Source organism: uncultured Deefgea sp. (genome assembly GCF_947072475.1).
Classification (GTDB): Bacteria; Pseudomonadota; Gammaproteobacteria; order Burkholderiales; family Chitinibacteraceae; genus Deefgea.
Window position 1 is genome coordinate 1 of record NZ_CAMTIA010000006.1, and the last position, 24,293, is coordinate 24,293.

Consider the following 24,293-nt stretch of genomic DNA (forward strand, 5'->3'; position numbering starts at 1 on the left):
TTTGGCTTTGAGCTTGGCCAAGTGACGTTGTTTTTTAAGAAAAGAGACTAGCCATGTTTGCCCCTTTAAATCATCCGATCAAAGATTGGGCTGGGCAACGCGTCTGGTTAATCGGTGCCTCCAGCGGCATTGGCGCAGCATTAGCTCAACAAGCACTGGCGGCGGGTGCGTCAGTGATTTTATCGGCGCGCCGTCAGCCGCAACTAGCGCAAGTGGCTCAGCAACACCCCAATGCGCTGGTATTGCCGTTTGATGTGCTCGACACCGCCGCATGGCATAGCAGTTACTGCCAGATTGTGGCCCGCTTGGGCGGCGTGGATTTGATCGTCTTTTGCGCCGCCGATTACCGGCCTGAGCGCAGCTGGGAAGTAAATCCCGCCAGCGCCGCGCAAACTTTGCAGATCAACCTGGGCAGTGTTTACACCGGATTGGCCACCATTTTGCCCGACCTAATGGCACGCGGCAGCGGCGGCATTGGCTTAATCGCCAGTGTGGCGGGCTATATGGGTTTACCCAATGCTAGCGTTTACGGCCCAACTAAAGCGGCAATGATTAATTTGGCCGAAATTTTGTATGGCGATTTGCATCCCAAAGGATTGAATGTGTATTTAATTAATCCGGGTTTTGTCAAAACCCATCTCACCGCCAAAAATGACTTCACCATGCCCGCCTTGCAAACCCCCGAACAAGCCGCCAGCACGATTTGGCACGGCATCAGCGCAGGTAAATTTGAAATCCATTTCCCATGGCGCTTTACCCAAATATTAAAATTACTGCAATTACTCCCGTACCGCTGCCGATTTGCGCTGCTCTCTCATCTGGTCAAAAACCCATGAACACCTTAATCCCACTCCTGAACTGGTACAGCACCCTCACCCCAGATACGGTGCAATTTGCCAAACAGTTTTATGCCGCCAACGCCAGATTCAAAGACCCGTTTAATGAAGTAACCGGCGTGCCAGCCATTGAAAGTATTTTTAAACACATGTTCGCCACCACCGACAACCCGCGTTTTATCATCGGCGAGACCATCGCACAAAATCAGCAAGCGTTTGTCACATGGACTTTTGAATTCAGCCTGAAGGGCAAACCGTATCAAATCGTCGGAGGCTCGCATTTAGTGTTTGATGAGGCCGGTTTGGTGACGCTGCATCGCGACTATTGGGATGCCGCCGAAGAATTACTGCAAAAGCTCCCCATCATCGGCGCACCCATTCGCTGGTTACGAAAGCGTTTTTCTGTAGTCAGCTCTGACTAATTTTTAGCCATCTCCCAAGCCAGCAATGTGCACTTCATTACCAGAAACACCAGCAAGCCTTGAGCTTGAGCCAAAATAGCCGATAGTAAGCCTACTACAGCTAAAAAGTCAGATCGAAATGGCCGATGATTTCTCTCAAGCGCATGTACTGATTGCGGACGATGCCCCCACCGTCCGGCAATCACTGCGGATGACGCTCGCTCAATGCGGCATCAACCGAGTGGATGCCGCCAGCAGCATTGGCGAAACCCGCCGCCGCTTACGCAACGCGCAATACGATGTCGTATTATGCGACTACCATTTTGGCGAAGGCATGAATGGCCAAGAGTTACTCGAAGAACTACGTCAAAGCAGCGAATTACCGCTCTACACCATCTGGATCATGATTACCGCTGAAGCGGCGTATGAAAAAGTCGTCGCCGTGGCCGAAATTGGTCCGGATGATTACCTGATCAAACCTTTCACCAGTGCATTACTAACGCAACGCCTCTCGCTAGCGTGGAAGCGCAAGCGTTTTCTAAAGCCGATCTACGACAAAATCAATGAAGATGACATCAGTGGCGCCATTACTGCTGCCAAAGAGCTGATCCCCAAGGCAGAAGGCTTTCGCAGCGATTTAATGCGGCTGCTGTCTAGTTTGTTACTTGAAGCCGGGCAGCTGGAACAAGCGCGATTGCTGTTTGAAGAGATTTTGAGCCAAAGAATGATTCCGTGGGCCAAGTTGGGTTTAGCCAAAGCACTGGTACGGCAAGGCAAAAAAAATCAGGCGGAAGGTGCGCTGCAAGCGGCGATTGTTGAACACGCCCAGTATGTTGATGCCTACGAAGAACTGGCCTCAATGTATATGGCCGATGGCCGGCTGGACCAAGCAATGGCGGTATTTGAAAAATGCCTCGCGATGACGCCCAACAACGTGAGCCGACTGCAAAAAGCCGGCAATTTGGCCAATATGCTGGGCGACTCTGCCAAAGCTAAAAAACTACTCGAGCAGGCGGTTAAATGCGGCGGCAACTCCGCTGCGCTTAGCGCCGACACGGTACTGCAGCTGGCATTGGCCGCACGCCGAGAAAACAATTCGTCAGACGCAGAAAAATACCTGCGCCTGGTAAAAGAAATCGCCAAAAAAGAGCATAGCGTTAAAAACAAAATCATCGATTTGATCGCAACCGCGATTTACGAAGGCAAACCGCAATTACTCAATCAAATCGAAGTGCATTTAAGTGATGCGGAGATGACGCAAGAAATCGCCACCAGCTTTATTATGGCGGCCGATTTAATTTGTCCGGCCACAGTGGAAGGCGAAACCCCTAAGGGCGACGCGCCGCCTTATAAATGGCTACGGCAGATTAGCCAACGTTTTATTACCACTCGGCATATTTCAGGTCTACTGGAAAGCGCCGCCAATTTGCGGCCAACGTGGAAAGAATATATTTTGCAAGTAGGGCAAGAAATCAATGAGCTCAACAATACCGGCGTTCAGCTAATGCTTAAATCGGCGTTCACCGAGGCGATTGATCTACTGCTGCCTGCGGCACAAAGCACCTGCAATAACCGCCTCATGCTATCGACCAGCCACGCGATTGTAAAATACCTGAAGACCCAACCCGACATCGATAAAAAACAACGCAACGCCCTAATAACCGTCGCCAGCGGCATGATTGAGCGCTTACGCGGCCTGATCGATGCCGGCACACAGCACAGTCTGAGCCAAGACTTGCAACAGCTGTTTGACAGTTAATTATGAATGGCCACATCCACCAACTGCGGCTGCAGCACGGCAATACAGTCCGCCGGACTCATCCCCACCAAAAAACCTCTCCGTCCGCCATTGATGTAAATTTTATCCAACGCCGCAATCGATTCTTGCATATAAACCGGCATTTTCTTCTTAGTACCAAATGGCGAAGTGCCGCCAACGACAAAACCACTGTGTTTATTGGCCACCTCAGGAACACAAGGATTAATGGCTTTGCAGCCAACAATCCGCGCTAAATTTTTGGTCGACACTTCACAATCGCCATGCATCAGCACCACCAGCGCTTGTTTTTTTTCGTTTTCCATAATCAGCGTTTTAATCAGTCTATGTTCTGGCACACCCAATTCTCGCGCCGACACCGCAGTGCCACCTTTCTCTTCATAATGATACAGATGCTCGGTGTAGCTCACTTGGTGAGCGCGCAAAGCACGTATCGCCGTTGTGACTGAAATTTTTTCATTCATCATCTCACTCGCTTAACTTGCGGCATAATCACCGACTAAATTATTCAACCTTGTTCTCTATGCTCACTCTGCTCCAGCGCCTGCCCACAGCACTGCGCTGCCAAGCTTTAGGCACGGCGTTTTATCGCGAGAGCCCCACGCCGATGCCAGAGGCCACCGTCGTCGCTTGGGACGCACCGTTGGCCAACACACTAGGGTCTGTTGACGTTTGGCTTGCAGCACACAATGAACAACTGCAATTAGCTGATTATCTAGTGGGCAATCAAACACCGCAAGACAGCACCCCGATCGCCACGGTGTATTCTGGGCATTAATTTGGCACTCATGCTGACCAACTGGGTGATGGCCGCGCTGCCAAGCATTGATTTAACTCGGCTCTGATCTAACGCACCAAAACAAGCCAACGGAATACAACAGATTCTGCGATAATTCGCCGCATCATCTTTTTGTAACAATTGAACCATGCCCGAAATTTTCACCGGTTTAGATACCATTACAGCCATTAGTTTAGCCTTGGCACTGCTTTTTGTTTTAGCTTACGAATTCATTAATGGTTTTCACGATACCGCCAACGCAGTCGCGACGGTTATTTACACCAAGGCGATGCCGGCGAATTTAGCGGTCGTTGCTTCCGGTTGTTTCAACTTTTTGGGCGTCTTACTCGGTGGACTTGGCGTCGCTTATGCCATTATCCATTTGCTACCCGTTGAACTACTGCTGAACGTCAATAGCAGCCATGGCTTGATCATGGTGTTTTCTTTGCTCTCGGCCGCCATTATCTGGAATTTAGGCACGTGGTATCTGGGCATTCCTGCCTCAAGCTCACACACGCTGATTGGCTCGATTTTAGGCGTTGGCATTATGCATGCCATACTGAATGGCAATCATTGGTTACACGGGATTAACACCCAAAAAGCCATCGACATTTTACTGTCATTGCTGATTTCGCCAGCGCTGGGCATGATTCTGGCCGGTATTTTGCTAATCGCACTCAAACGCTATTTTAGCCAGTCGCACATGCACCTCACCCCCGAAGAGCGCAAAGCCATCGACGGCAAAAAGCATCCACCGTTTTGGACTCGCGTCACACTCATTGCCTCAGCCATGGGTTTGAGCTTTGCGCACGGCTCCAATGACGGACAAAAAGGCATCGGCTTAGTGATGTTGGTTCTAGTCGGTTTAGCGCCGGGTAACTTTGTGCTTGATCGCACCAGCAGCATTTATGATATTGAGCGCACGCGTGATGCGGCGATTCATATCAAAGATTTTTATGCTGGTCATGCCGACAAAATCAATCAATCGCTGCATCTAGGGCCAATGAGCACCGAATTGCCCGCGCAATTTGAATGCAAGCCTGAAGTCACCTATGCCGCAATTAATGCACTCGATGGCATGCTCAACAAGGTCAAATCATACAATGACCTGAGTGCGGAACAGCGCATTAGCACCCGTCGAATCTTACTTTGTGTTGATGATACGGCCAAGAAAGTCAGTAAATTACCGATTTGGACTTCGCACGAAAAACAGAGTCTAGATCAATTTCGTAAAGACCTCACCACCACCACGGAATACGCGCCGCAATGGGTCATTATTGCTGTCGCTTTGGCGCTGGGCTTAGGCACAATGGTAGGCTGGAAGCGCATTGTGTATACCGTAGGGGAAAAGATCGGCAATAAAGGCATGACCTATTCCCAAGGCAATGCGGCGCAAATTACCGCGGCCTTAGCCATCGGGATCGCCAGCTGGACGGGGATGCCGGTTTCGACCACGCATATTTTGTCATCGGCGGTAGCCGGCACCATGATTGCCAATAAAAGCGGCTTACAGTCGAGTACGGTAAAAAACATTGCGATCGCTTGGGTGCTCACTTTACCGGTTACGATCTGTATGTCTGGCGGACTTTTCTGGCTCGCCAGCAAGGTATTTGTCTGATATTGACCTAAATCGCAAGTAACTCACGCCCAATAAAAAACCCGCAAAGCGGGTTTTTTATTGGGTATTAGCCTGCAAGGTGCAGCGCATAAGTCATAGCGCGCAATACCCTATAGACCCGTCAGTAAGTCTTGAATCAAATCATCGGTATACTCTAAGCCGACAGAAATACGCACCATCCCATCCGAGATCCCCGCAGCAGCACGCGCTTCAGGCGTTAAACGGCCATGTGAGGTGGTTGCCGGATGGGTAATTGTGGTTCGTGTATCGCCCAGATTCGCAGTTCGACTCATCAGCTGCACGGCATCAATCAATGCCCAAGCGGCCGCCTTGCCGCCTTTTAACTCAAACGACAACACGCCACCGGCACCGGTTTGCTGACGTTGCGCCAAGTCGTATTGTGGGTGCGACGGCAAGCCGGGGTAATAAACCCGCGCAATTTGTGGCTGCATCTCTAACCACTGCGCCAATTTAAGCGCATTTTCACAATGCGCCTTCATCCGCAAGCCCAACGTTTCCAAACCTTTGAGCAACACCCAAGCGTTAAATGCCGACAACGTCGGCCCTGCCGTGCGTAAAAACAGATAGATCGGCTCAATCAATGCATGATTGCCGACGACCGCGCCACCTAAAACTCGACCTTGACCATCAATAAATTTAGTCGCCGAATGCACCACCAAATCGGCACCCAATTTAAGTGGTTGCTGTAAAGCGGGCGAGCAAAAGCAATTATCAACCGCCAACATCGCGCCATGCCGATGGGCAATTTCAGCAATCGCCGCAATATCAGCAATCTCAGTCAATGGATTATTGGGGGTTTCTAAAAAGAACAATTTAGTATTTGCTTGCGCCGCAGCTTCCCACGCACTCAAATCCGTTTGCGCGGCATAGCTCACCGTAACGCCGAATTTAGCCAAATAGGTATTGAATAATTGAATGGTTGCGCCAAACAAGCCACTGGACGCCACAATATGATCGCCCGACTTCAGATGCGCCATGCACAAAGCCAAAATCGCACTCATTCCAGATGCCGTAGCCACCGCACGCTCACCACACTCCAAGGCGGCCAAACGCTGCTCAAAGGCCGCCACCGTTGGATTGGTGAACCGCGAATAAATATACCCCGGCATTTGGCCAGTAAACTTCAGTGCGGCTTCTTCGGCAGAACCCACCACAAAACTGGAAGTCAGATACAAGGCATCGGAATGCTCACCAAATTCAGAGCGCATCGTTCCGGCGCGAACGGCTAATGTTTCGGGGTGAAGATCATTTAAATTCAGCATGATGATTGACTTAATCCAATAAAACGAGCCAATAAAAACGAGTCAATAAAAACGGGAGCCATCGCTCCCGTTTATTTGACTCAAATACGATTAAATTAAATTTTGCTCTGCAACACCAATATTCATATCCAAAATACGGCTATCGGCATCACCATCAGCCGCCTTGGTCGACAATGGCGAAATTCGCTTTGCCTCTAGTTCATCCAAATAGGCATCGGTAATATCGCCGGTAATGTATTTACCATCAAAGCAGGAGGTTTCAAAGTCGGTAATTTTGCCGCCACTGGCATCGGTACAGGCTTGAATCAAGGCATCTAGCTCTTGGTAAATCACCACATCCGCACCGATTTCTTGTGCGATTTGCACGGCATCACGATCAGTCGCAATCAACTCAGCACGCGTCGGCATATCAATACCATACACATGCGGGAACTTCACCGGTGGCGCAGCCGAAGCCAAGTAGACTTTATTCGCGCCCACATCACGCACCATTTGCACGATTTCTTTTGACGTCGTACCACGAACAATCGAATCGTCCACTAACAAGACATTCTTGCCACGGAATTCAACCGCAATTGGGTTCAGCTTTTGGCGCACTGATTTTTTGCGACTCGCCTGCCCCGGCATAATAAAAGTACGGCCGATATAGCGGTTTTTCATAAAGCCTTCGCGATATGGCAAACCCAAAGCATCGGCTAACTGCAAGGCAGCATCACGGCTGGTGTCCGGAATCGGGATCACCACATCAATATCCAGAGCGGGAACTAGCTTACGTACTTTGTCGGCCAGTTGTTCGCCCATTTTCAAGCGAGACTCATGCACCGAAATGCCATCAATCACCGAATCCGGACGAGCAAAGTAAACATGCTCAAAAATGCACGGCACCAAGACTGGATTAGGATGACATTGACGGCTAGACAATTGGCCATCGAACGTCACATAAATCGCTTCGCCCGGTGCAACGTCACGCATAAACTTAAAGCCCAGCACATCCAGCGCCACCGACTCACTGGCGACAATGTATTCCATGCCTTCTGGCGTTTCATGGCAACCCAGAGACAGCGGGCGAATACCATGTGGATCACGAAATGCCACCATGCCAAAGCCGGCGATAATCGCGACTACCGCATACGCGCCTTTGACACGCTTATGCACCGCAGTAATCGCATCAAATACGGTATCGGCATCTAACTGCGGCCCAGACACGCGGCGCGACAATTCATGCGCAAACACATTGCACAGCGCTTCCGAATCCGAGTTGGTATTAATGTGCCGCAGATCCGTGCGGTACATATCTTCTTTTAGCTGCTTATCGTTGGTCAGATTACCGTTATGCGCCAATACAATCCCAAAAGGACTGTTGACGTAAAACGGCTGCGCTTCGGCCAAGCTTGAAGCCGAACCGGCCGTTGGATAGCGAACGTGGCCGATGCCGACATTCCCCATTAAAGAACGCATATTGCGCGTGCGGAACACGTCGCGAACCAGGCCTTGGCCTTTATGCATATGAAGCACTTGCTGTTCAGCAGTGACAATACCGGCGGCATCTTGTCCACGGTGCTGCAGAACCAGCAGCCCGTCGTACAACATTTGATTTACCGGAGTTTTAGCGACCACACCTACAATGCCACACATTGGTCAAGATTCCTTGCGTCTACAACACATTAAAAAATCATTCGAAATTAATTCGACTAGCAAAAGCAAGTGGCAACCATGGTTTTACCACGAAGGCACTTTGCTCAAATAAGGGACTAAACATGGCATTACGCCACATCGGTTCTTTGGGTAAACTGGTCAAACCTGCCAGCATCACCAAGGTCAGCATCAATAAAAAACCACGCATCACCCCAAAACCCGCGCCTAAAACCCGATCAATCGGCTTGAATCCGGTGGCTTTTACAAATTGGTTCAGAGTGATTCGTACGATGGCAGAAAACAACCACGTCACAAAAAACAGCGCGATAAAGGCTGCCAAATAACGTATCGCATCGGTTGGAATACTTTCTGGCATCCACAGCGCCACCATCGTCGCATAATGCATCGCAACCCAAAAAGCGAAAACCCAAGCGAGCAATGCCAATAATTCTTGCGTTAAACCGCGCATCACCGACAACAAAATCGACAGTCCGACAATGGTCAAAGCAATATAGTCAAACGCGGTCATGGCGCGGCCTTAGCCACTAAGGAGCCTGATACTCCCATATCACGCATGATTTTTAACCAGGCTTTGGCTTTCGCCTCATCTTCAGTCGGCCCGACTCGAACACGAGTTAGCGCGCCCTTACTGGTATTAATTTGTTCGCTACTGACTCGAACACCTGCCGATTTCAGTTTCGCCACCATTTGCGCGGCTTTATCAGCATCGGCATAAGCGCCAACCTGAATAAAATAGGTTTTTTTATCGAGTTGCTTTTCAGCTGGCTGCGAATGACTGGTTTTCCCCGACAAAATGGCAGCAGGATCAGCCTCTGTCGCCGCAGCAACTTCTGGCTTTTTCTCTGGTAAGGGCTTTTTAACCACGGGTTTGGGCGTTGACTTAATCACGACAGGTGAAGGCGTCGCAGTCAGCACCGGCGACACACTGGGTGCTGCTACGGCGCTTGCGATCGGTGTTGATGTTGGCACCGCCACATCAACTTCGACTTGATGATTCACTAATTTGCCGGGCAAAGTCACCGCAGCCACTTGCGAGGCGTCCAATTGCGGTAAGACCGCCTCAGCAAGCACCGCTGAGGCGGGTGCCGGATTGAGCGGCGCCGTTTGCACGATCGACGAGAGTGCCGGCGCACTGGAGATGATTTCAACTGGGTGATTGTCGATTAAATTTTTCGGTGGCTCACCATCTAACACCGTCCACAAAAAAATCAAGGCAAACACCACCAAGGCGATTGCCCCGACCAAACGCCGACGAGCGCGTTTTCTTAGTTGCTGCAGTTCATCACTCACATTTGCCATTACTTTGCTTGCCCACGCGCCACCATGACCTCAGCCACAGTAAAGAAAGATCCAAAGACCAAGATTCTATCAGCTTCAAGCGCACTCTTGCAGGCCGATTGATAAGCATCAGCGACAGCATCATACGTTTGAATTTGTGCTTGCGGATCAATTTGCAAAATAATGTCGGCCAAAGTGGCTGCTGACGCAGCGCGTGACAAAGCAGGCGCGGCCAAATACCAGCAATCCACTCGATCAGCCAAAACACTCACCACGCCGACCATGTCTTTATCTTGCATCATGCCCAGCACGGCATGCGTTTTAGGATGAAAACTCATACTATCTAAGCATGATTTTAACACTAAGGCGGCATGGGGGTTATGCGCTACATCCAGTATCACGGTTGGTCTACCGGGCAATACCTGAAAACGCGCTGGCCATTCAACTTCGAGTAAACCGCGCTTAATATCGCCCAACGTCACGGGCAATTGCGCTTGACACGCGTCCAAGACTGCCAACACCAAACACGCATTATTTAATTGATATTGCCCCCGCAACGCCGGCAAAGGCAAAGCATGCCGACGCAGCCCATTGCGATGCCACCACGACCATTGCTGCCCTTCAAGTTGCATTTGGTAGCCAAAGTCGCGACCAATTAATCCGAAATCGGCGCCGATTTCTGCTGCGACATCCAGCAATGTCTGCGGCGGCTGAGGATCTGCGCATAACGCAGGCAAGCCTGAACGGTAGATGCCCGCCTTTTCCAACGCGATTTTTTCACGGGTGTCTCCCAAATAACTTTGATGATCAATACCAACACTCACTACGGCAGCAACGGTTGGCTCAAAAATATTAACTGCGTCTAGCCGACCGCCCAATCCCACTTCCATAATCGCCACATCAACGTCTTGCGCAATAAATTGATGCATTGCAGCCAAGGTGCCAAATTCAAAATAAGATAAGCTGGTCACGCCGCGCGCCGCCTCAATGGCCCGAAAGCTGGTCAGCACTTCGGCATCACCAACTGGGCGGCCATTTATTGCAATTCGTTCGTTGTAATGCAATATATGCGGTGAGGTATAAGTCCCCACCTTATAGCCAGCAACCACCAGTATCTGCGTCAACATCGCGCAGACTGAGCCCTTGCCGTTGGTACCCCCTATGGTTAACACCGGAAACCGTGGTTGCAAGCGCATTTCATCTCGCACTTGTGTCACACGGCCCAGCCCCATATCAATCGCTACGGGATGCAAAGATTCCAAATAGCTTAACCATGAGGGCAGATCATCTGCATTAAAAACAGCCATTTAGCTCGCCGCAGGTTGACGGTTAAGTAAGGTAATCACATCCGCCAAGCGTTGACGTAATTCGCGGCGATCAACAATCATGTCAATCGCGCCTTTTTCTAGCAAAAATTCAGAGCGCTGAAAGCCTTCTGGCAAAGTTTCGCGTACCGTTTGTTCGATCACACGCGGACCAGCAAAGCCAATCAAAGCACCGGGTTCAGCCATCACCACATCGCCCAAAAAAGCAAACGAGGCCGAAACGCCACCCATGGTGGGATCAGTCAACAAAGAAATAAACGGCAGTTTTTTATCGGCTAATTTGGTCAAAATGGCGCTGGTTTTCGCCATTTGCATTAATGAGCTCAAACCTTCTTGCATTCGAGCGCCGCCGGATGCGGATACGCAGATAAAAGGCATGTCATTCTCAATCGCCGCTTTTACACCACGAACAAAACGCTCACCCACCACCGAGCCCATTGAGCCGCCAATAAACTTAAATTCAAATGCAGCGACCACCACCGGCACGGTCAAAATGGAGCCCTGCATAACGACCATCGCATCATCTTCACCGGTTGCCGCTTGCGCAGCGATTAAGCGATCTGGATAGCGTTTGCCATCTTTAAATTTCAAGATGTCAACCGGTTTTACTTCGGCACCAATTTCAAACCGCCCCTCCGTATCGAGCAACTGATTCAGTCGCGCACGGGCAGGCACTGCATTATGAAAACCACATTTTGGGCAGACTTCTAAATTATTGGCTAGATCAGTGCGATATAACACGGCATTACACGCATTACATTTACTCCACAAACCCTCAGGCACGGCCGATTTGCTCGCTGTGGTGCGGCTTTGAATTTTCGGCGGTAATAATTTTTGCAACCAACTCATTGAAACACTCCTTAAACCTGCTTAGCGACGGGCGCTATCCATTGCAATACGCACTTCAGATAAGAATGTACGTAAACGCTCAGCTAAACCCGCTTCGCCTAATTCAACTTCTTGAACTAACCGTGAGCCGATCACAACTGCATCAGCAACTTTAGCTACAGCTTGCGCAGTCTGCGCATCACGAATACCAAAACCTACCCCAATTGGGATAGATATAAATTGTTTTAATACCGCCAATTTAGCGGCGACATCGGCAACATCTAAATTCGCTGAACCGGTCACACCTTTCAGCGAAACATAATAAACATAACCACTGGCCAACTCAGCCACCGCTTTCACCCGCGATGCTGGCGTGGTGGGTGCCAACAAGAAAATCGGATCCAGCCCCCGCGCTTTAAATATTTTAGCGGATTCCAACGCCTCTTCAGGCGGCATATCCACGGTTAAAACACCATCAACCCCAGCGGCAACGGCCGCTTGCGCAAACACATCATAACCCATGGCTTCAACCGGATTGGCATACCCCATCAGCACGACAGGCGTTGTGGCATTGTTTTGGCGAAAATCGGCCACCAACTCAAGCACGCGCCGTAAAGACACTTGATGCAAAAGTGCACGCTCAGAAGCACGTTGAATCACTGGGCCATCGGCCATCGGGTCAGAAAAAGGCACACCCAGTTCAATCACATCGGCGCCGCCATCGACTAAGGCGTGCATTAATTCAACGGTCACTTCTGGACGAGGGTCGCCAGCGGTAATAAACGGAATCAGCGCAGCTCGATTCTGCGCCGCCAATTGTTGCATTACACTTTGAATACGAGACATAGGTATCTTTACCGCTTCATTGATTGACAATAGCTGGCGAGATATACCCCGCCAAACAAATTTACAGTTGAATGCCGCTCATTTTAGCAATCGTCGGAATATCTTTATCACCACGACCCGAGAGATTCACCAACAGCACCTCGTCTTTACGCATGGTTTTGGCCATTTTCGCGGCTTGCGCCAAGGCATGGCTCGATTCTAAAGCGGGGATAATCCCTTCATAAAGGCATAAATCATGAAAAGCGGCCAACGCTTCATCATCATTGATCGCAACATACTCAGCGCGACCAATATCTTTTAAATGACTATGCTCAGGCCCAACGCCGGGGTAATCCAAACCAGCAGAAATCGAATGCGTTTCACTAATTTGTCCGTCAGCATCTTGCATTAGATACGAGCGCTGGCCATGCAACACGCCATTTTTTGCATTCGATGTTAATGGTGCCGCATGCCGTCCCGTTTCAACACCATCGCCGCCCGCTTCGACACCAATTAAACGCACGTTCGGCACATCAATGTAGGGATAAAAAATACCAATCGCATTCGAGCCCCCCCCCACGCAAGCCAAAATAGCGTCAGGCTGACGGCCAATCATTTCTTGCATTTGTACTTTGCATTCTTCGCCGATCACCACTTGAAAATCACGCACCAATTGCGGATAAGGATGCGGGCCTGCGGCCGTACCAATAATGTAATACGTTGAATCAACATTGGTCACCCAATCGCGCATCGCTTCATTCATGGCGTCTTTTAAGGTTTTGGTTCCCGATGTAACCGGCACGACCGTCGCCCCCAACAATTTCATTCGATACACGTTCGGCGCTTGGCGAACCACGTCTTCTGCGCCCATATACACCACGCATTCCATGCCATAACGCGCAGCGACTGTGGCCGATGCAACACCATGCTGACCCGCACCCGTTTCAGCAATCACGCGTTTTTTACCCATGCGTTTGGCCAACAAAGCCTGACCAATGGTGTTATTGACCTTGTGCGCACCGGTATGGTTTAAATCTTCGCGTTTTAAGTAAATTTGCGCGCCACCTAATGCATTCGACCAGCGCTCGGCATGATAAACCGGACTTGGCCGGCCAACGTAGTGCTTTAGCACATAGCGATATTCATCCATAAAAGCCGGGTCTTTGATGGCTTTTTCAAACTCAATACGCAGCTCATCTAAGGCTGGCATCAAGGTTTCAGCGACATAAATGCCACCATGAGGACCAAAGTGACCACGGACATCGGGCTGCTGATAAATTTCGCTCATGACTCTCTCACATAAACTTTAAAGCAGATTAATTAAATAACGGCGCGAATAAATGACTCGACCAAAACTAAATCTTTAACACCCTTACACTGCTCCACACCACTAGATACATCCACCGCCCAAGGCTGCACGCAGGCAATCGCAGTAGCGACATTCTCTGGGTGCAAGCCACCCGATAAAATCAATGGCAACGGCCACTCGGTCGGCAAGGCTTGCCAATCAAAACTCTCCCCGGTTCCACCAGGCACACCATCCACCCACGCATCAAGCAAAATACCCCGACACAGGGGAGAAACAAAACTCGCCGCGTATTCTATCAAATTTATGTTAGGTTTTACCCTAAGAGCTTTGATAAAGGGGCGATCAAATTGCATGCAAAACGCTAAATCTTCATCGCCATGAAATTGCAGCAAGTCTAGCGGCACGTTTTCTAACACTGCGCTGACATTTTCTGCAGTCTCATTGACAAACAGCCCAACAGAAGCAACAAAGGCGGGCAATGCCGCAACGATTTCAGCCGCCAGCGCAACCGAAACATGCCGCGGGCTTGGCGGATAAAATACCAAACCGATGGCATCAGCCCCCAATAGCGCCACCTGACGTGCCGTAGCTGCATCGCGCAATCCGCAGATTTTTATTCGAGTTCGCATCAGAAAACCTTATGGCTAATTAAATTAATCCGTAGCGATACTCTGGCAAAGAGGCCAGTTCGAACTCAGAGGGGTAGCTCACACCTGTCAAATAAAGGCCATCGGGCATAAACGTAGGCGGCGCAGAAGTTCTATTTTTTTGCGCCAATAAGCAAGCCATCCACTCTGCTGAAGCCTTACCTTTACCAACATGTAATAAGGCACCCATGATATTGCGTACCATATGATGCAAAAAGGCAGTCGCAGAAAAATCAACGCATAGCATGTTGCCATGCTCGGTAATTTGAATTTTTTGCAGTTGCTTGATTGGAGAGCGCGCCTGGCATTCGGCGGCACGAAAACTACTAAAATCATGCTCACCGAGCAATAATTGCGCGGCAGCACGCATCTGGGCAACATCCAGGTCGTAATGCACCCAGCCGACCCGTCCAGCTTGCAAACTTGGCCGTATGGGGTGACGCAACAAGAGATAGCGGTAATGGCGTGCGGTTGCGACAAATCGAGCATGAAAATGCGGCGGCACTTCTTGCGCCCAAAGCACCGAGATGCCTGCGGGTAAAAAACTATTTACGCCTCGCACCCATGCGGTAATCGGGCGCGGCGCATCACTATCAAAATGGGCTATTTGTCGCGTAGCATGAACGCCAGCATCGGTACGGCCTGCCGCATGCATCCGCACCGGGTGCCCAGCCAGCCGACCAATTGCGCGTTCCATCTCGCCTTGGATGGTGTCCATCTGAGGCTGTACCTGCCAACCACTAAAATCACGACCATCGTATTCAATCGCTATGGCAAATCGTTTCAACGCCAAAACCCACCCATCCCCAAAAAAATAGAATATACAATCAGCGCACATTGTCCAAACAGCAGACTCAGTTGCCGCCGATTAATCGGAATATACGACAACACCAAGTCTTGATCTGCCGGAGGTTGCGGCTGCAAAATCAGCGACAATAAAGCCTTGAAGTCCAATTTGGACTCCAGCAAAGACTCTGCCACCTGCAATGTTAAAGCAAAACGAACCGCAAATCGCGCTCGTGCATTAGAAAAGTACTGCAAAGGAGATAAAAACAGGTAAAAAGAGGAGAAAACCTCGTTGCTAGTCAGCCTTTTAAGTAGGATCTGCAAGCTAGCAGCAACAACTAGCAATCTTCCAACTTGATCAACGCCCAAGCTCAAGCCGACATCGGTAGGAGATAAGACACCCAGCCAAATATAGCGCCCCGGCGTACTCCAGCCATAGATCAGCGCGGTAAAGAGTAAGAGCCACTTTAATTTTGACAAGCTCCGTTGCAATCGTTGCCGAGCATACTGCGCAGCAAGCAGCACGACGACGACGACCAAAACCCAAAGATAATGGCGCTCAAGCCATGGCAGCAACAACAGCAACCACAGCCAAAGCGCCAAAAAATTCACCGGATGCAAAAATTAATTCCAGACACTAATAGTTTACAAATCAGCTAAAAGTGACTGCGCCAAACCCTGCTGCTGCGCACTTCCTTCTTGCAATGCTTCTTGAAGGATCTCTCGAGCCCCCTCAACATCCCCCATATCAATATAAGCACGAGCTAAATCAATTTTTGTTTGCACCGGATCGTCCGCTGAGAAGTCCATCTCACTCGAGGTCGCCGCCTCATCCAAGTTCAAACTAATATCATCCAACGCAATATTTTCAGCCAGATCCATATTAAGCTGCTCGTCAGCAGATATCGCATCTAACTCTGAACCGAGTGGCGAGGCCAAATCAAAATTAAAATCTAAGTTCATCTCATTGGCCGTCTCAGCAGCCGGCACCGCTGAAATATTTTCAGAAATCGGTTCAGAAAGAACTAATTCAGGTAGAGCTTCCTCAGGCAATGCCAAATCAAAAGTTGATGCCAGTGAGCTTGAATCAGCATCTAGATCCAAAGAACTCGCCAGAGCGTCAAAACTCGACAAATCAAACTCGGCATCGGCATCTGTATCTGTATCTGTATCTGTATCTGTATTGAGTGAACCACCGAAATCAAACTCAGCCAATTCATCCAGATCCGATAGTGCCGCCGCCATCGAGGATGCGTCCACAGGCAAATCTATTGGGAAGTCGAGGGCCATCATTTCACCCGCCAGCAGCGACTCGTCCTCTTCTACACCTGGAGCCACCGTTGGCGCTTCGATTCTTTCCATCCCAAAATCGGATTCAACCGGTTCTAACGCCGCACTCTCTGCAAGATCGAAAGATAAATCCTGGTCCAAGTCCAGACCAGTACCAGCCAAGCCTTCAGCAAATTCAGACTCCAAACGAGCCTCTTCAACTGGCAAATCAACAATTGGCGCTTTATTTTCAGAAAAATCGACTTCAGCACGATCGACAGAAGGCGGCTCTAAGTCCAATTCAAAATCTAAGTCTTGACTGGCCGCTTCGGCCGTCGCCACGACCGCCGCCCCCCCCATGACAACAGCAGCGACAGCCCGAGTATCAATCACTTCACTTTGCTGATACAAGGGATTTTCTGGATCGATTTCGTGCCCTGTTTGCGCTACTCGCTCCCAATGCTCACCTTTGCCACCCAGCATGGCGAACAAGGCGGAGGCATGCTCTTCGTAAGAAATAAAGTCTTTCCGAGCGGCATAAATATCCAGCAATTTCATTCGAATTTCATGCCGTGATGGATCTTTATTTAACGCATCCTTTAGAATCTCTTCTGCCTGCGCATCTCGCCCATACGCCATATACACTTCGGCCTCGGCAATCGGATCAACTTCATCGGTATCAATCGTCCCTAAGCCTTGTCGACTAAAATCAGTCAGAAACGAGTTTTCGGTGGATTGGGTGCTAATCACACCGCCGCCCGTACTGCCCAACACCGTATTGGCCTTTAAATCACCGCCAGTAATGATGCTATCTTCAAACACATTAGGACGCTGACGTCGTCGTACCATCCACAGTCCACCAACGCCCAACAACACGGCCAAAGCGCCCCCGCCCACTGCCAGCGGGTTTTCAAATAAACTCGCCACAAAACCGGTCTCTTCAGGCACATCGGCCACGACTTCAACACGTTTTTTGACTTTTACCGCCGGTGCGCTAGCAACACGACTCGCCACAACCTCGCTCGCCACCGTCGACGGTGCGGCGACCTCAACTTGCGAAGCGGCTGAAGCAACCGGGGCCACAGCAGCGGCCTCTGTACTAGCAGCAACGTCACTGGCCTTGGCCTTCATCGCAACCAAACGTTCCATATCACTGACGTTTTTCTGCAATTCTGCAACGCGTTGATTCGCCTCATTCAGCGCTTTTTGCCGTGCCGCCACCTCTTCTTCTAAAGCCTGAACTTTGGCCAAATCACCAGATTTTTTCGCCAAATCGACTGCTTTGGATAGCTTCAAGACATCTTTATTTTTATCTACCGCACCAGCGCCTTGATCTTCAACCTGAGTGACGATCTTACCGCCAGCCGATTGTGCCGCTAGGTCCCGTGCCGAAGATTTTGCGGCTAGATCACCCAACTTACTCCGGTATTCATTCCAATTTTCGGCCTGCACTTTAACTTCTTTGCTAGCCTGTTGGGCGCTAAGGGCTTGCATTTCTGACGCTGACGGCAACCGTAAAATCTTGCCTCGTTTTAGCCGATTCATATTGCCATCAAAAGCGTCAGGATTATTACGATACAAACCAACCAACACCTGATCCAAACTCACGCCACTAGTTTGTACGGCCCTCGCCACGCCCGATAGCGTATCGCCGCCTTTTGTCTTATACGATTCAGCATCACGCGCTTCGGCCGAAGACTCGGTCGATCGCGCCCTTTCATTTAAAGACCCAGACTGAACTTGATTCGGTTTCGATGGCTTGATCACACCCGAACTTCGCACGCCAGGCAAAGCACTCGCCGCAAACTTAGTCGATGCCGTCGGCGAATAACCAGCCGGATCAATCAAAGCGGTGTACTCTCGCTGAATACGACCAGAAGCCCAATTAAGTTCCAATAAAAAATCAAGGTACGGTTCAGAAATCGCCTGCGATGACTTCACTGCAACATAGTGCTGACCATTGCCGCGCTTTTCAATATTAAAACGCAAGCCCAAAGCGCCTGATGGGTAAGTAATTTGTGCATTCGAAAAAGCCTCCGGCGAAGCCAAACTCACCACGAGGGAATCGGCCTCTCCCGGCAGCACAGAAACCAAATCGATCTCCCCACGAAAAGGCTGCCCCAAGCCGGATAAAACATTCAGTCGCCCCAAACCCGCTGCGTTAGCAAACCAAGGTAAAGCAGCCATCGTCACGGCCAATACGCATGTTTTAAATCGTGGCGTCTTAAGCACAAGCAATCTCCCAATCGCGATCATACTAAATTTTACTTCATTCTTATCTTGATTATATTCAACCAGTAACAAACAGGAATCAAGCACAAAACTTTCAAATTAAGACAGCGTAATTTAATAGCCATCATATCACTGCAAATTATTTACAAAAAGTTTCTCGATAATACTAAGAATTCAATCTAGAACTGAATTTTATATTCATTTTTTTGTTCGAGCGTAACAGACACGCTACGTTTTTTCGGTATTTTCAACTAATTCCAAATAAAAAAGCCGCAAAACCATAAAATATTTAAATCCTGCACGGCAATTCGACAGGCGCTCACTCACCAACAAAACCAAGACATTGCCATAATTGTGAAGTTTCTTTTCCTCCTTACCGAGACTGAGCTTTGTTTTACTGAGTCAACTTACCGTCATAAACATCCACAAGCAGAGAAATTATCTGCATCGTTAACGCCAAATTAACACCAGAAAAACCGGCCCCAGCCGCATCATCACCAGGACCTGCTGACGTTTGGTTTGCCTCGAAAATCGCGTAAGCAACGGCAAAAAACCACCCGTCAACAGCGCCAAGGCGGATTTAAATTCAGCTGATCGGCAACGCATCGCATGCATCACCTCCGAACCCACAGTATCAACGATAATGATGGACTGATGACACCCAACCCTCCTTAGCACTAAACAAAAATAGCCAACCTCTTCGAGCTAGCCTATTGGCACCACCCTACTTACGCCTCACCAAGACCCCGCCTTATAATCTGCCACACTGGCATACCCCAAGAGTTTGGCGTCCCTTTTTTTGCATCAAAAACCAATATTGCATTCACAATAAGTAGCACTTTCAATACCACGATGAGTATGCCTTATCGTTTCTTTTTAGCCACATAGACCAAGGGTATATACACCCAATTGTTATTGGATAGGCGATGACGAGCTATACGTCATTATATGACATATTTTGATGCAAAATAGACTCAACCCACTCAAGGCTAAATCGCAGGCAGAGATATATATTCAATTGAGCCTGCAGCGCCAAACTCGACCCAGCACCATCCAGAGTAGGCTTTCGCCGCCTGCTGGGTGCCCAGTAGGACTTATGCAAACGTCGAAGTGATGAAGCAATAACAACGTCGGAATGATCGCTTCGATAAAAGCCTGTGGTTAAGCAGCCAAGACAACAGTCTGCTAAAATAGTGGCATTTTTTACAGTCAACACAAAAAGGACAAACGATGACTTACGTTGTGACCGATGCCTGTGTGAAATGCAAATACACCGATTGCGTTGATGTTTGCCCAGTAGATTGCTTTCGTGAAGGCCCTAACTTTCTCGTCATTGATCCAGATGAATGCATCGATTGCACGCTTTGCGTTGCAGAATGCCCTGTCGAAGCGATTTATGCAGAAGACGACGTGCCTGCACAAATGCATGACTTCATCGCACTCAATGCAGAACTCGCAAAAACATGGCCAACCATCGCTGAGAAAAAAGAACCGCTCGATGATCATGCAATATGGGCTACCGTCAGTGGGAAAATCGACAAAATCGAACGTTAATCGCAATTGCCGCCACTTAATACTTGCCTAGACTCAAAAAAAAGCCTACCATCTTTGGTTCTACAACCTTGCCTAACCGTGGTCGCTAGCGGTAGGCTGTAACCCGTAAGGAGACTTCATGCGACATTATGAAATCGTATTTATCGTACACCCTGATCAAAGCGAACAAGTTCCAGCAATGATCGAGCGCTACAAAGCCTTGATTACTGCAGGCGCAGGCTCAATTCACCGCCTTGAAGACTGGGGCCGTCGTCAACTGGCTTACCCAATCCAAAAGATTCACAAAGCTCATTATGTAATGATGAATATCGAGTGCAGCCAAGCAACTTTGGATGAAATCGAGCACGCATTCAAATTCAATGACGCAGTTTTACGTCACTTGACACTAAAAACTGATGTTGCTGCAACCGAAGCTTCGCCAATGATGAAAGAAGAAAAATCTAAATCATTGTCACAAGCTGCTGGTGAAGGCCTAGCCGCTTAATTCGGCTAAATTGAACTTACGAAACCGAGTACTAATCGAAGGTTTTTTGGTTAGCGATTCAAGTTTACGCAGCACACCTGCAGGTATTCCTGTGATTGAAGGGCGAATAGTCCATCAATCATCACAAATACAGCTCGGCAGTGCGCGAAAAATTGAATGTGAAGTTCCTTTTTTGGCTTTGGGCGATGTGGCGCAAGCAATTGCTAAACTACCCCCAGAACAAAAGCTAAAATGTAAAGGATTTCTCGCAGCAAAAAACCAACGTTTTCGTCATGCTTTGGTTTTGCATATTGATGCATTTGAACTTTTGAATTGAGGAAACCTCATGTCTCGCAATCTTTTCAAGCGGAAGAAATTCTGCCGCTTCTCTGCCGAAGGCATTTTGCACGTTGATTATAAAGACGTTGCTCTGCTTAAAGACTTTATCTCTGAAAACGGCAAGATTATCCCTGCACGTATCACTGGTACTAAAGCTAAATACCAACGTCAATTGTCGACTGCCATCAAATTGGCACGCTTTTTGGCTTTGTTGCCGTACACTGACCAACACTAATCGAGCAAGGAGAACTTAACATGCAAATTATCCTACTCGAAAAAGTAGCAAACCTAGGTACATTGGGCGACGTGGTTAAAGTGAAAGATGGTTACGCACGTAACTTCTTGATCCCACAAGGCAAAGCAAAGCGCGCAAATGCAGCTAATTTAGCTGAATTTGAAGCTCGCCGTGCTGAATTGGAAGCAAAACAAGCAGAAATCTTGACTCAAGCGCAAGCTCGTGCCGCTCAACTGGAAGGCGCAAGCTTCACCATCGGCCAAAAAGCCGGTGTGGATGGTCGCTTGTTCGGTTCGGTAACGACTCAAGATATCGCCGATGCAATCACTGCAACCGGTATCGAGATCAAGAAATTTGAAGTGCGTTTACCAGAAGGCCCATTCAAGGCAATCGGTGAATACGAAGTGGCACTTGCATTACACCACGACGTTATCAGCACAATTAAATTAGTTGTTGTTGGTGTAGCTGCTTAATTCACCGCAACAATACGACACTAAAAAGCCATGGTTAACCATGGCTTTTTTTATTTGGCTAAACCTTTCAACACCCTAGAAACAGCCACCAAACCAAAGGTCGCAGTTACGGTCATTACCGCACCAAAGCCGCCCTCACAATCCAAACGAACACCCTCTCCCGCCTGAGGCTTAATCGCACATACCGAACCATCGGCCTGCGGATACACCAATTGCTCCGTCGAATACACACACTCGATTCCAAATTTCTTGCCCTGCTTCGGAAATTGATATTCACGACGCAATAAACTGCGAACCTTGGACGCCAATGGATCTTGCAGTGTCCGGCTTAAATCATCCACTTTGACTTGAGTTGGATCAATTTGACCGCCCGCCCCGCCAACAGTAATCAGCTTTACCTTATTACGCCGACACCACGCAATCAAAGCCGCTTTGGTTTTTACACTATCAATGCAATCAATAACATACTCAAATTTCCCTGCCAAATACTCAGTGAAATTTTCCGTAGAAATAAAATCCTCAATTTGAACAACATCAATTTCTGGATTAATTGCTAGCATCCGGTCAGCCAGAACAGCAACTTTCATCCGCCCAAATTCACCACTCAGAGCCGGCAACTGCCGATTGGTATTGGAAATACAGACATCATCCAAATCAATCAAAGTCACTTGCCCAACGCCCGAGCGCGCCAAGGCTTCTGCCGCCCAAGAGCCAACACCTCCAACACCAATCACACAGACGCGGGCAGAATAAAACCTCATCAACCCATTCGCACCATACAAACGTGCAATACCAGCAAATCGCCGAAGATACAATTCCGACATGGCCATAATACATTCCCTCAAAGCAACGCAGCCCCACACGGGGCTGCATTTAAACATCAATGATTTTTACCTTAAACTTCGCTATACGACGAGCAGTTACACCCCAACAATGTCATGACTTAGGCACTGCTTTACGCCGAGCAACCGCTTTTTTAACCACCTCAGTCACCACCACAGGCTCCACCACCTCAGGTGGTGCCGTTGGTTGTAAATCATCGACATCTGCACGCTGAGGGCCACCAGGCATACCAAATCCGGTAAATAGATTTTTTGCACGATCTTGTAATTGCTGCTGCATATCAACAAACATCGTCGTACTACTTTCCAAATAATTTCCCATCATATTTTGTATCGCAGGGCCTTGGAATTTCATAAATTCGCCCCAGAGATTTTGATTACTGAATAATGGATTGTCCACCAATGTAGTTGATTTGGCTTGCTCTTGTAATCGCCCCTGCATTTCAGCAAATAGCTGCATGTTTTTTTCTAAATAATTCCCCATCAACCCCTGCATTGCATGACCATAAAAACGAATGATTTGCGTCAAAACATCATAAGAAAACATAGGCATACCACCAGCCTCTTCCTCCAAAATAATTTGAAGCAAAACACTGCGCGTTAAATCCTCATTCGTCTTCGCATCAACAATAGAAACATCCGTCCCATCTAGCACCAGCTGCTTAACATCCGCTAGCGTGATATAGCTACTGGTATGGGTATCGTACAAACGACGATTTGGATACTTCTTAATGACACGCTTTTCGACACTCATTGACTCAATCCTCGAAAAATTGAACTACTCACCACATCAACAGAGAATAGCCCTGTGCAGAGACTCGCGCAACATGCTGCACCGCACAAAATTATATTGACAACAATAAAAAGCTCTTCCAAAATGAATATGTATTGTGCACTGCAGCAATTGCCAGATTGCGTCTGGTTTAGACCGTTACCACTCAGGAGAATTTAGCATGACAACAGCACAGCAACAACTAAACGACTTTGCGACCGAACAACTAGAAACAGTTTTGCGTTTCGCACGCATTTCAATTGACACCGCAGATCGTCTTGTTCAGTTACAAATTGAAACTGTAAAAAACAGCCTAGAAGAAAGTGCGCGCAATGTAAAACAATTTAGCACACTTAAAGATGCTCAAACCGCACTTTCTAACCAACAAAAACTATCCGAAACGGCGATTGAACAATCACTCGCTTATGGCAAAAATTTATATGAAATTGCCTCTCAAGCCCAAACAGAATTCAGCAAACTCATTGATGAACGCAGCGTGTTTTTCAATAAAAATGTTGTCTCCGGTCTAGACCGCTTTGTCAAATCTGCACCTGCAGGTGCAGATGTTGCCGTAGCCGCAGTTAAATCAACCGTACAAGCCACTGCAGCCGCGGTCGACAGCATGACTAAAGCGGCCAAACAAGTTGCCGATTTCGCAGACGCCTCAGTGAAAGCCGCATCAACAGCCACGGCTGACGCAGTTAAAACCGCCGGAAAAAAAACCAATAACGCAGGTTCTACAACGCAATAAGCCGTTCAAATACCAA

At 48.7% G+C, this 24,293-nt stretch carries 26 protein-coding genes; 11 read left to right on the forward strand and 15 right to left on the reverse strand.

The annotated features are described in order from the left end of the window. Positions 1 to 53: 53 nt before the first annotated feature. The 3 genes from Q0V82_RS03580 to Q0V82_RS03590 all read left to right on the forward strand — a co-directional run bounded on the left by Q0V82_RS03580 (position 54) and on the right by Q0V82_RS03590 (position 2,996). Positions 54 to 836 carry an SDR family NAD(P)-dependent oxidoreductase gene (locus Q0V82_RS03580; protein ID WP_297572773.1) on the forward strand — a complete coding sequence of 261 codons (783 nt, stop codon included), beginning with the start codon at positions 54 to 56 and terminating at the stop codon, positions 834 to 836. After that, entirely contained in the window at positions 833 to 1,258 is a 426-nt protein-coding gene (locus Q0V82_RS03585; RefSeq protein ID WP_297572775.1) for a nuclear transport factor 2 family protein, read from the forward strand. The genes Q0V82_RS03580 and Q0V82_RS03585 overlap by 4 nt, the downstream gene beginning before the upstream one ends. A gap of 118 nt (positions 1,259 to 1,376) precedes the next feature. Continuing rightward, positions 1,377 to 2,996 carry a tetratricopeptide repeat-containing response regulator gene (locus Q0V82_RS03590; RefSeq protein ID WP_297572776.1) on the forward strand — a complete coding sequence of 540 codons (1,620 nt, stop codon included), beginning with the start codon at positions 1,377 to 1,379 and terminating at the stop codon, positions 2,994 to 2,996. Here the strand turns inward: Q0V82_RS03590 and ybaK are convergent. Next, positions 2,993 to 3,481 carry a Cys-tRNA(Pro) deacylase gene (gene ybaK, locus Q0V82_RS03595; protein ID WP_297572778.1) on the reverse strand — a complete coding sequence of 163 codons (489 nt, stop codon included), beginning with the start codon at positions 3,479 to 3,481 and terminating at the stop codon, positions 2,993 to 2,995. The two genes, Q0V82_RS03590 and ybaK, sit on opposite strands and share 4 nt — an antisense overlap. 56 nt (positions 3,482 to 3,537) lie before the next feature. Here ybaK and Q0V82_RS03600 point away from each other — a divergent pair, with 56 nt between their 5' ends. Together Q0V82_RS03600 and Q0V82_RS03605 are read left to right on the forward strand one after the other, a co-directional pair. Next, positions 3,538 to 3,792: a hypothetical protein gene (locus Q0V82_RS03600; RefSeq protein ID WP_297572780.1), complete on the forward strand. Its 255-nt coding sequence runs from the start codon at positions 3,538 to 3,540 to the stop codon at positions 3,790 to 3,792. 148 nt (positions 3,793 to 3,940) lie between these two features. Then, positions 3,941 to 5,410, forward strand: a complete 1,470-nt coding sequence (locus Q0V82_RS03605; protein ID WP_297572782.1) for an inorganic phosphate transporter — start codon at positions 3,941 to 3,943, stop codon at positions 5,408 to 5,410. A gap of 110 nt (positions 5,411 to 5,520) precedes the next feature. Here the strand turns inward: Q0V82_RS03605 and Q0V82_RS03610 are convergent, their stop codons facing one another. The 12 genes from Q0V82_RS03610 to Q0V82_RS03665 form a co-directional block, all read right to left on the reverse strand. Next, positions 5,521 to 6,693 (reverse strand): O-succinylhomoserine sulfhydrylase, encoded by a 1,173-nt coding sequence (locus tag Q0V82_RS03610; protein ID WP_297572784.1) that lies wholly within the window; start codon positions 6,691 to 6,693, stop codon positions 5,521 to 5,523. 90 nt (positions 6,694 to 6,783) lie between these two features. Further along, positions 6,784 to 8,328 (reverse strand): amidophosphoribosyltransferase, encoded by a 1,545-nt coding sequence (gene purF / locus Q0V82_RS03615; protein ID WP_226763029.1) that lies wholly within the window; start codon positions 8,326 to 8,328, stop codon positions 6,784 to 6,786. Between the two features lie 37 nt (positions 8,329 to 8,365). Further along, on the reverse strand, positions 8,366 to 8,857 hold the full coding sequence (locus Q0V82_RS03620; RefSeq protein WP_297572788.1) for a CvpA family protein: 492 nt from the start codon (positions 8,855 to 8,857) through the stop codon (positions 8,366 to 8,368). Beyond that, entirely contained in the window at positions 8,854 to 9,639 is a 786-nt protein-coding gene (locus tag Q0V82_RS03625; RefSeq protein WP_297572790.1) for an SPOR domain-containing protein, read from the reverse strand. The genes Q0V82_RS03620 and Q0V82_RS03625 overlap by 4 nt, the downstream gene beginning before the upstream one ends. Before the next feature lie 8 nt (positions 9,640 to 9,647). Further along, complete coding sequence (gene folC, locus Q0V82_RS03630; protein ID WP_297572792.1) at positions 9,648 to 10,934, reverse strand: bifunctional tetrahydrofolate synthase/dihydrofolate synthase; 1,287 nt, start codon at positions 10,932 to 10,934, stop codon at positions 9,648 to 9,650. Next, complete coding sequence (accD, locus tag Q0V82_RS03635) at positions 10,935 to 11,801, reverse strand: acetyl-CoA carboxylase, carboxyltransferase subunit beta (RefSeq protein WP_297572794.1); 867 nt, start codon at positions 11,799 to 11,801, stop codon at positions 10,935 to 10,937. Between the two features lie 21 nt (positions 11,802 to 11,822). After that, on the reverse strand, positions 11,823 to 12,626 hold the full coding sequence (gene trpA / locus Q0V82_RS03640; protein ID WP_297572796.1) for a tryptophan synthase subunit alpha: 804 nt from the start codon (positions 12,624 to 12,626) through the stop codon (positions 11,823 to 11,825). A gap of 61 nt (positions 12,627 to 12,687) precedes the next feature. Beyond that, positions 12,688 to 13,893 carry a tryptophan synthase subunit beta gene (gene trpB, locus Q0V82_RS03645; RefSeq protein WP_297572798.1) on the reverse strand — a complete coding sequence of 402 codons (1,206 nt, stop codon included), beginning with the start codon at positions 13,891 to 13,893 and terminating at the stop codon, positions 12,688 to 12,690. 32 nt (positions 13,894 to 13,925) lie between these two features. After that, the gene (locus Q0V82_RS03650) at positions 13,926 to 14,543 is read right to left on the reverse strand and encodes a phosphoribosylanthranilate isomerase (RefSeq protein ID WP_297572800.1); all 618 of its coding nucleotides are present in this window, start codon (positions 14,541 to 14,543) and stop codon (positions 13,926 to 13,928) included. A 19-nt stretch (positions 14,544 to 14,562) separates the two neighbouring features. Further along, positions 14,563 to 15,399: a tRNA pseudouridine(38-40) synthase TruA gene (truA, locus tag Q0V82_RS03655; protein ID WP_297572802.1), complete on the reverse strand. Its 837-nt coding sequence runs from the start codon at positions 15,397 to 15,399 to the stop codon at positions 14,563 to 14,565. Then, entirely contained in the window at positions 15,345 to 15,968 is a 624-nt protein-coding gene (locus Q0V82_RS03660) for a hypothetical protein (RefSeq protein WP_297572804.1), read from the reverse strand. Before Q0V82_RS03660 ends, truA begins: the two co-directional genes overlap by 55 nt. 24 nt (positions 15,969 to 15,992) lie before the next feature. Further along, complete coding sequence (locus Q0V82_RS03665) at positions 15,993 to 18,848, reverse strand: FimV/HubP family polar landmark protein (RefSeq protein ID WP_297572805.1); 2,856 nt, start codon at positions 18,846 to 18,848, stop codon at positions 15,993 to 15,995. 1,230 nt (positions 18,849 to 20,078) lie between these two features. Between Q0V82_RS03665 and fdxA the strand changes: the two genes are divergently transcribed. From fdxA to rplI, 5 genes are all read left to right on the forward strand, one after another. Next, complete coding sequence (fdxA, locus tag Q0V82_RS03670) at positions 20,079 to 20,402, forward strand: ferredoxin FdxA (protein ID WP_297572806.1); 324 nt, start codon at positions 20,079 to 20,081, stop codon at positions 20,400 to 20,402. A 118-nt stretch (positions 20,403 to 20,520) separates the two neighbouring features. After that, positions 20,521 to 20,886 carry a 30S ribosomal protein S6 gene (gene rpsF / locus Q0V82_RS03675; RefSeq protein ID WP_173533902.1) on the forward strand — a complete coding sequence of 122 codons (366 nt, stop codon included), beginning with the start codon at positions 20,521 to 20,523 and terminating at the stop codon, positions 20,884 to 20,886. Positions 20,887 to 20,896: 10 nt separating this feature from the next. Next, the gene (priB, locus tag Q0V82_RS03680) at positions 20,897 to 21,202 is read left to right on the forward strand and encodes a primosomal replication protein N (protein ID WP_297572810.1); all 306 of its coding nucleotides are present in this window, start codon (positions 20,897 to 20,899) and stop codon (positions 21,200 to 21,202) included. A 9-nt stretch (positions 21,203 to 21,211) separates the two neighbouring features. Next, on the forward strand, positions 21,212 to 21,439 hold the full coding sequence (gene rpsR, locus Q0V82_RS03685) for a 30S ribosomal protein S18 (RefSeq protein ID WP_027467578.1): 228 nt from the start codon (positions 21,212 to 21,214) through the stop codon (positions 21,437 to 21,439). A gap of 20 nt (positions 21,440 to 21,459) precedes the next feature. Further along, positions 21,460 to 21,912 carry a 50S ribosomal protein L9 gene (rplI, locus tag Q0V82_RS03690; protein WP_297572813.1) on the forward strand — a complete coding sequence of 151 codons (453 nt, stop codon included), beginning with the start codon at positions 21,460 to 21,462 and terminating at the stop codon, positions 21,910 to 21,912. 50 nt (positions 21,913 to 21,962) lie between these two features. Here rplI and tcdA read toward each other — a convergent pair whose 3' ends face one another. Together tcdA and phaR are read right to left on the reverse strand one after the other, a co-directional pair. After that, positions 21,963 to 22,742 (reverse strand): tRNA cyclic N6-threonylcarbamoyladenosine(37) synthase TcdA, encoded by a 780-nt coding sequence (gene tcdA, locus Q0V82_RS03695; RefSeq protein ID WP_297572815.1) that lies wholly within the window; start codon positions 22,740 to 22,742, stop codon positions 21,963 to 21,965. A gap of 106 nt (positions 22,743 to 22,848) precedes the next feature. After that, positions 22,849 to 23,508 carry a polyhydroxyalkanoate synthesis repressor PhaR gene (gene phaR, locus Q0V82_RS03700; protein WP_297572816.1) on the reverse strand — a complete coding sequence of 220 codons (660 nt, stop codon included), beginning with the start codon at positions 23,506 to 23,508 and terminating at the stop codon, positions 22,849 to 22,851. 199 nt (positions 23,509 to 23,707) lie between these two features. Between phaR and Q0V82_RS03705 the strand changes: the two genes are divergently transcribed. Next, positions 23,708 to 24,277 carry a phasin family protein gene (locus Q0V82_RS03705; protein WP_297572818.1) on the forward strand — a complete coding sequence of 190 codons (570 nt, stop codon included), beginning with the start codon at positions 23,708 to 23,710 and terminating at the stop codon, positions 24,275 to 24,277. Positions 24,278 to 24,293: the final 16 nt, after the last annotated feature.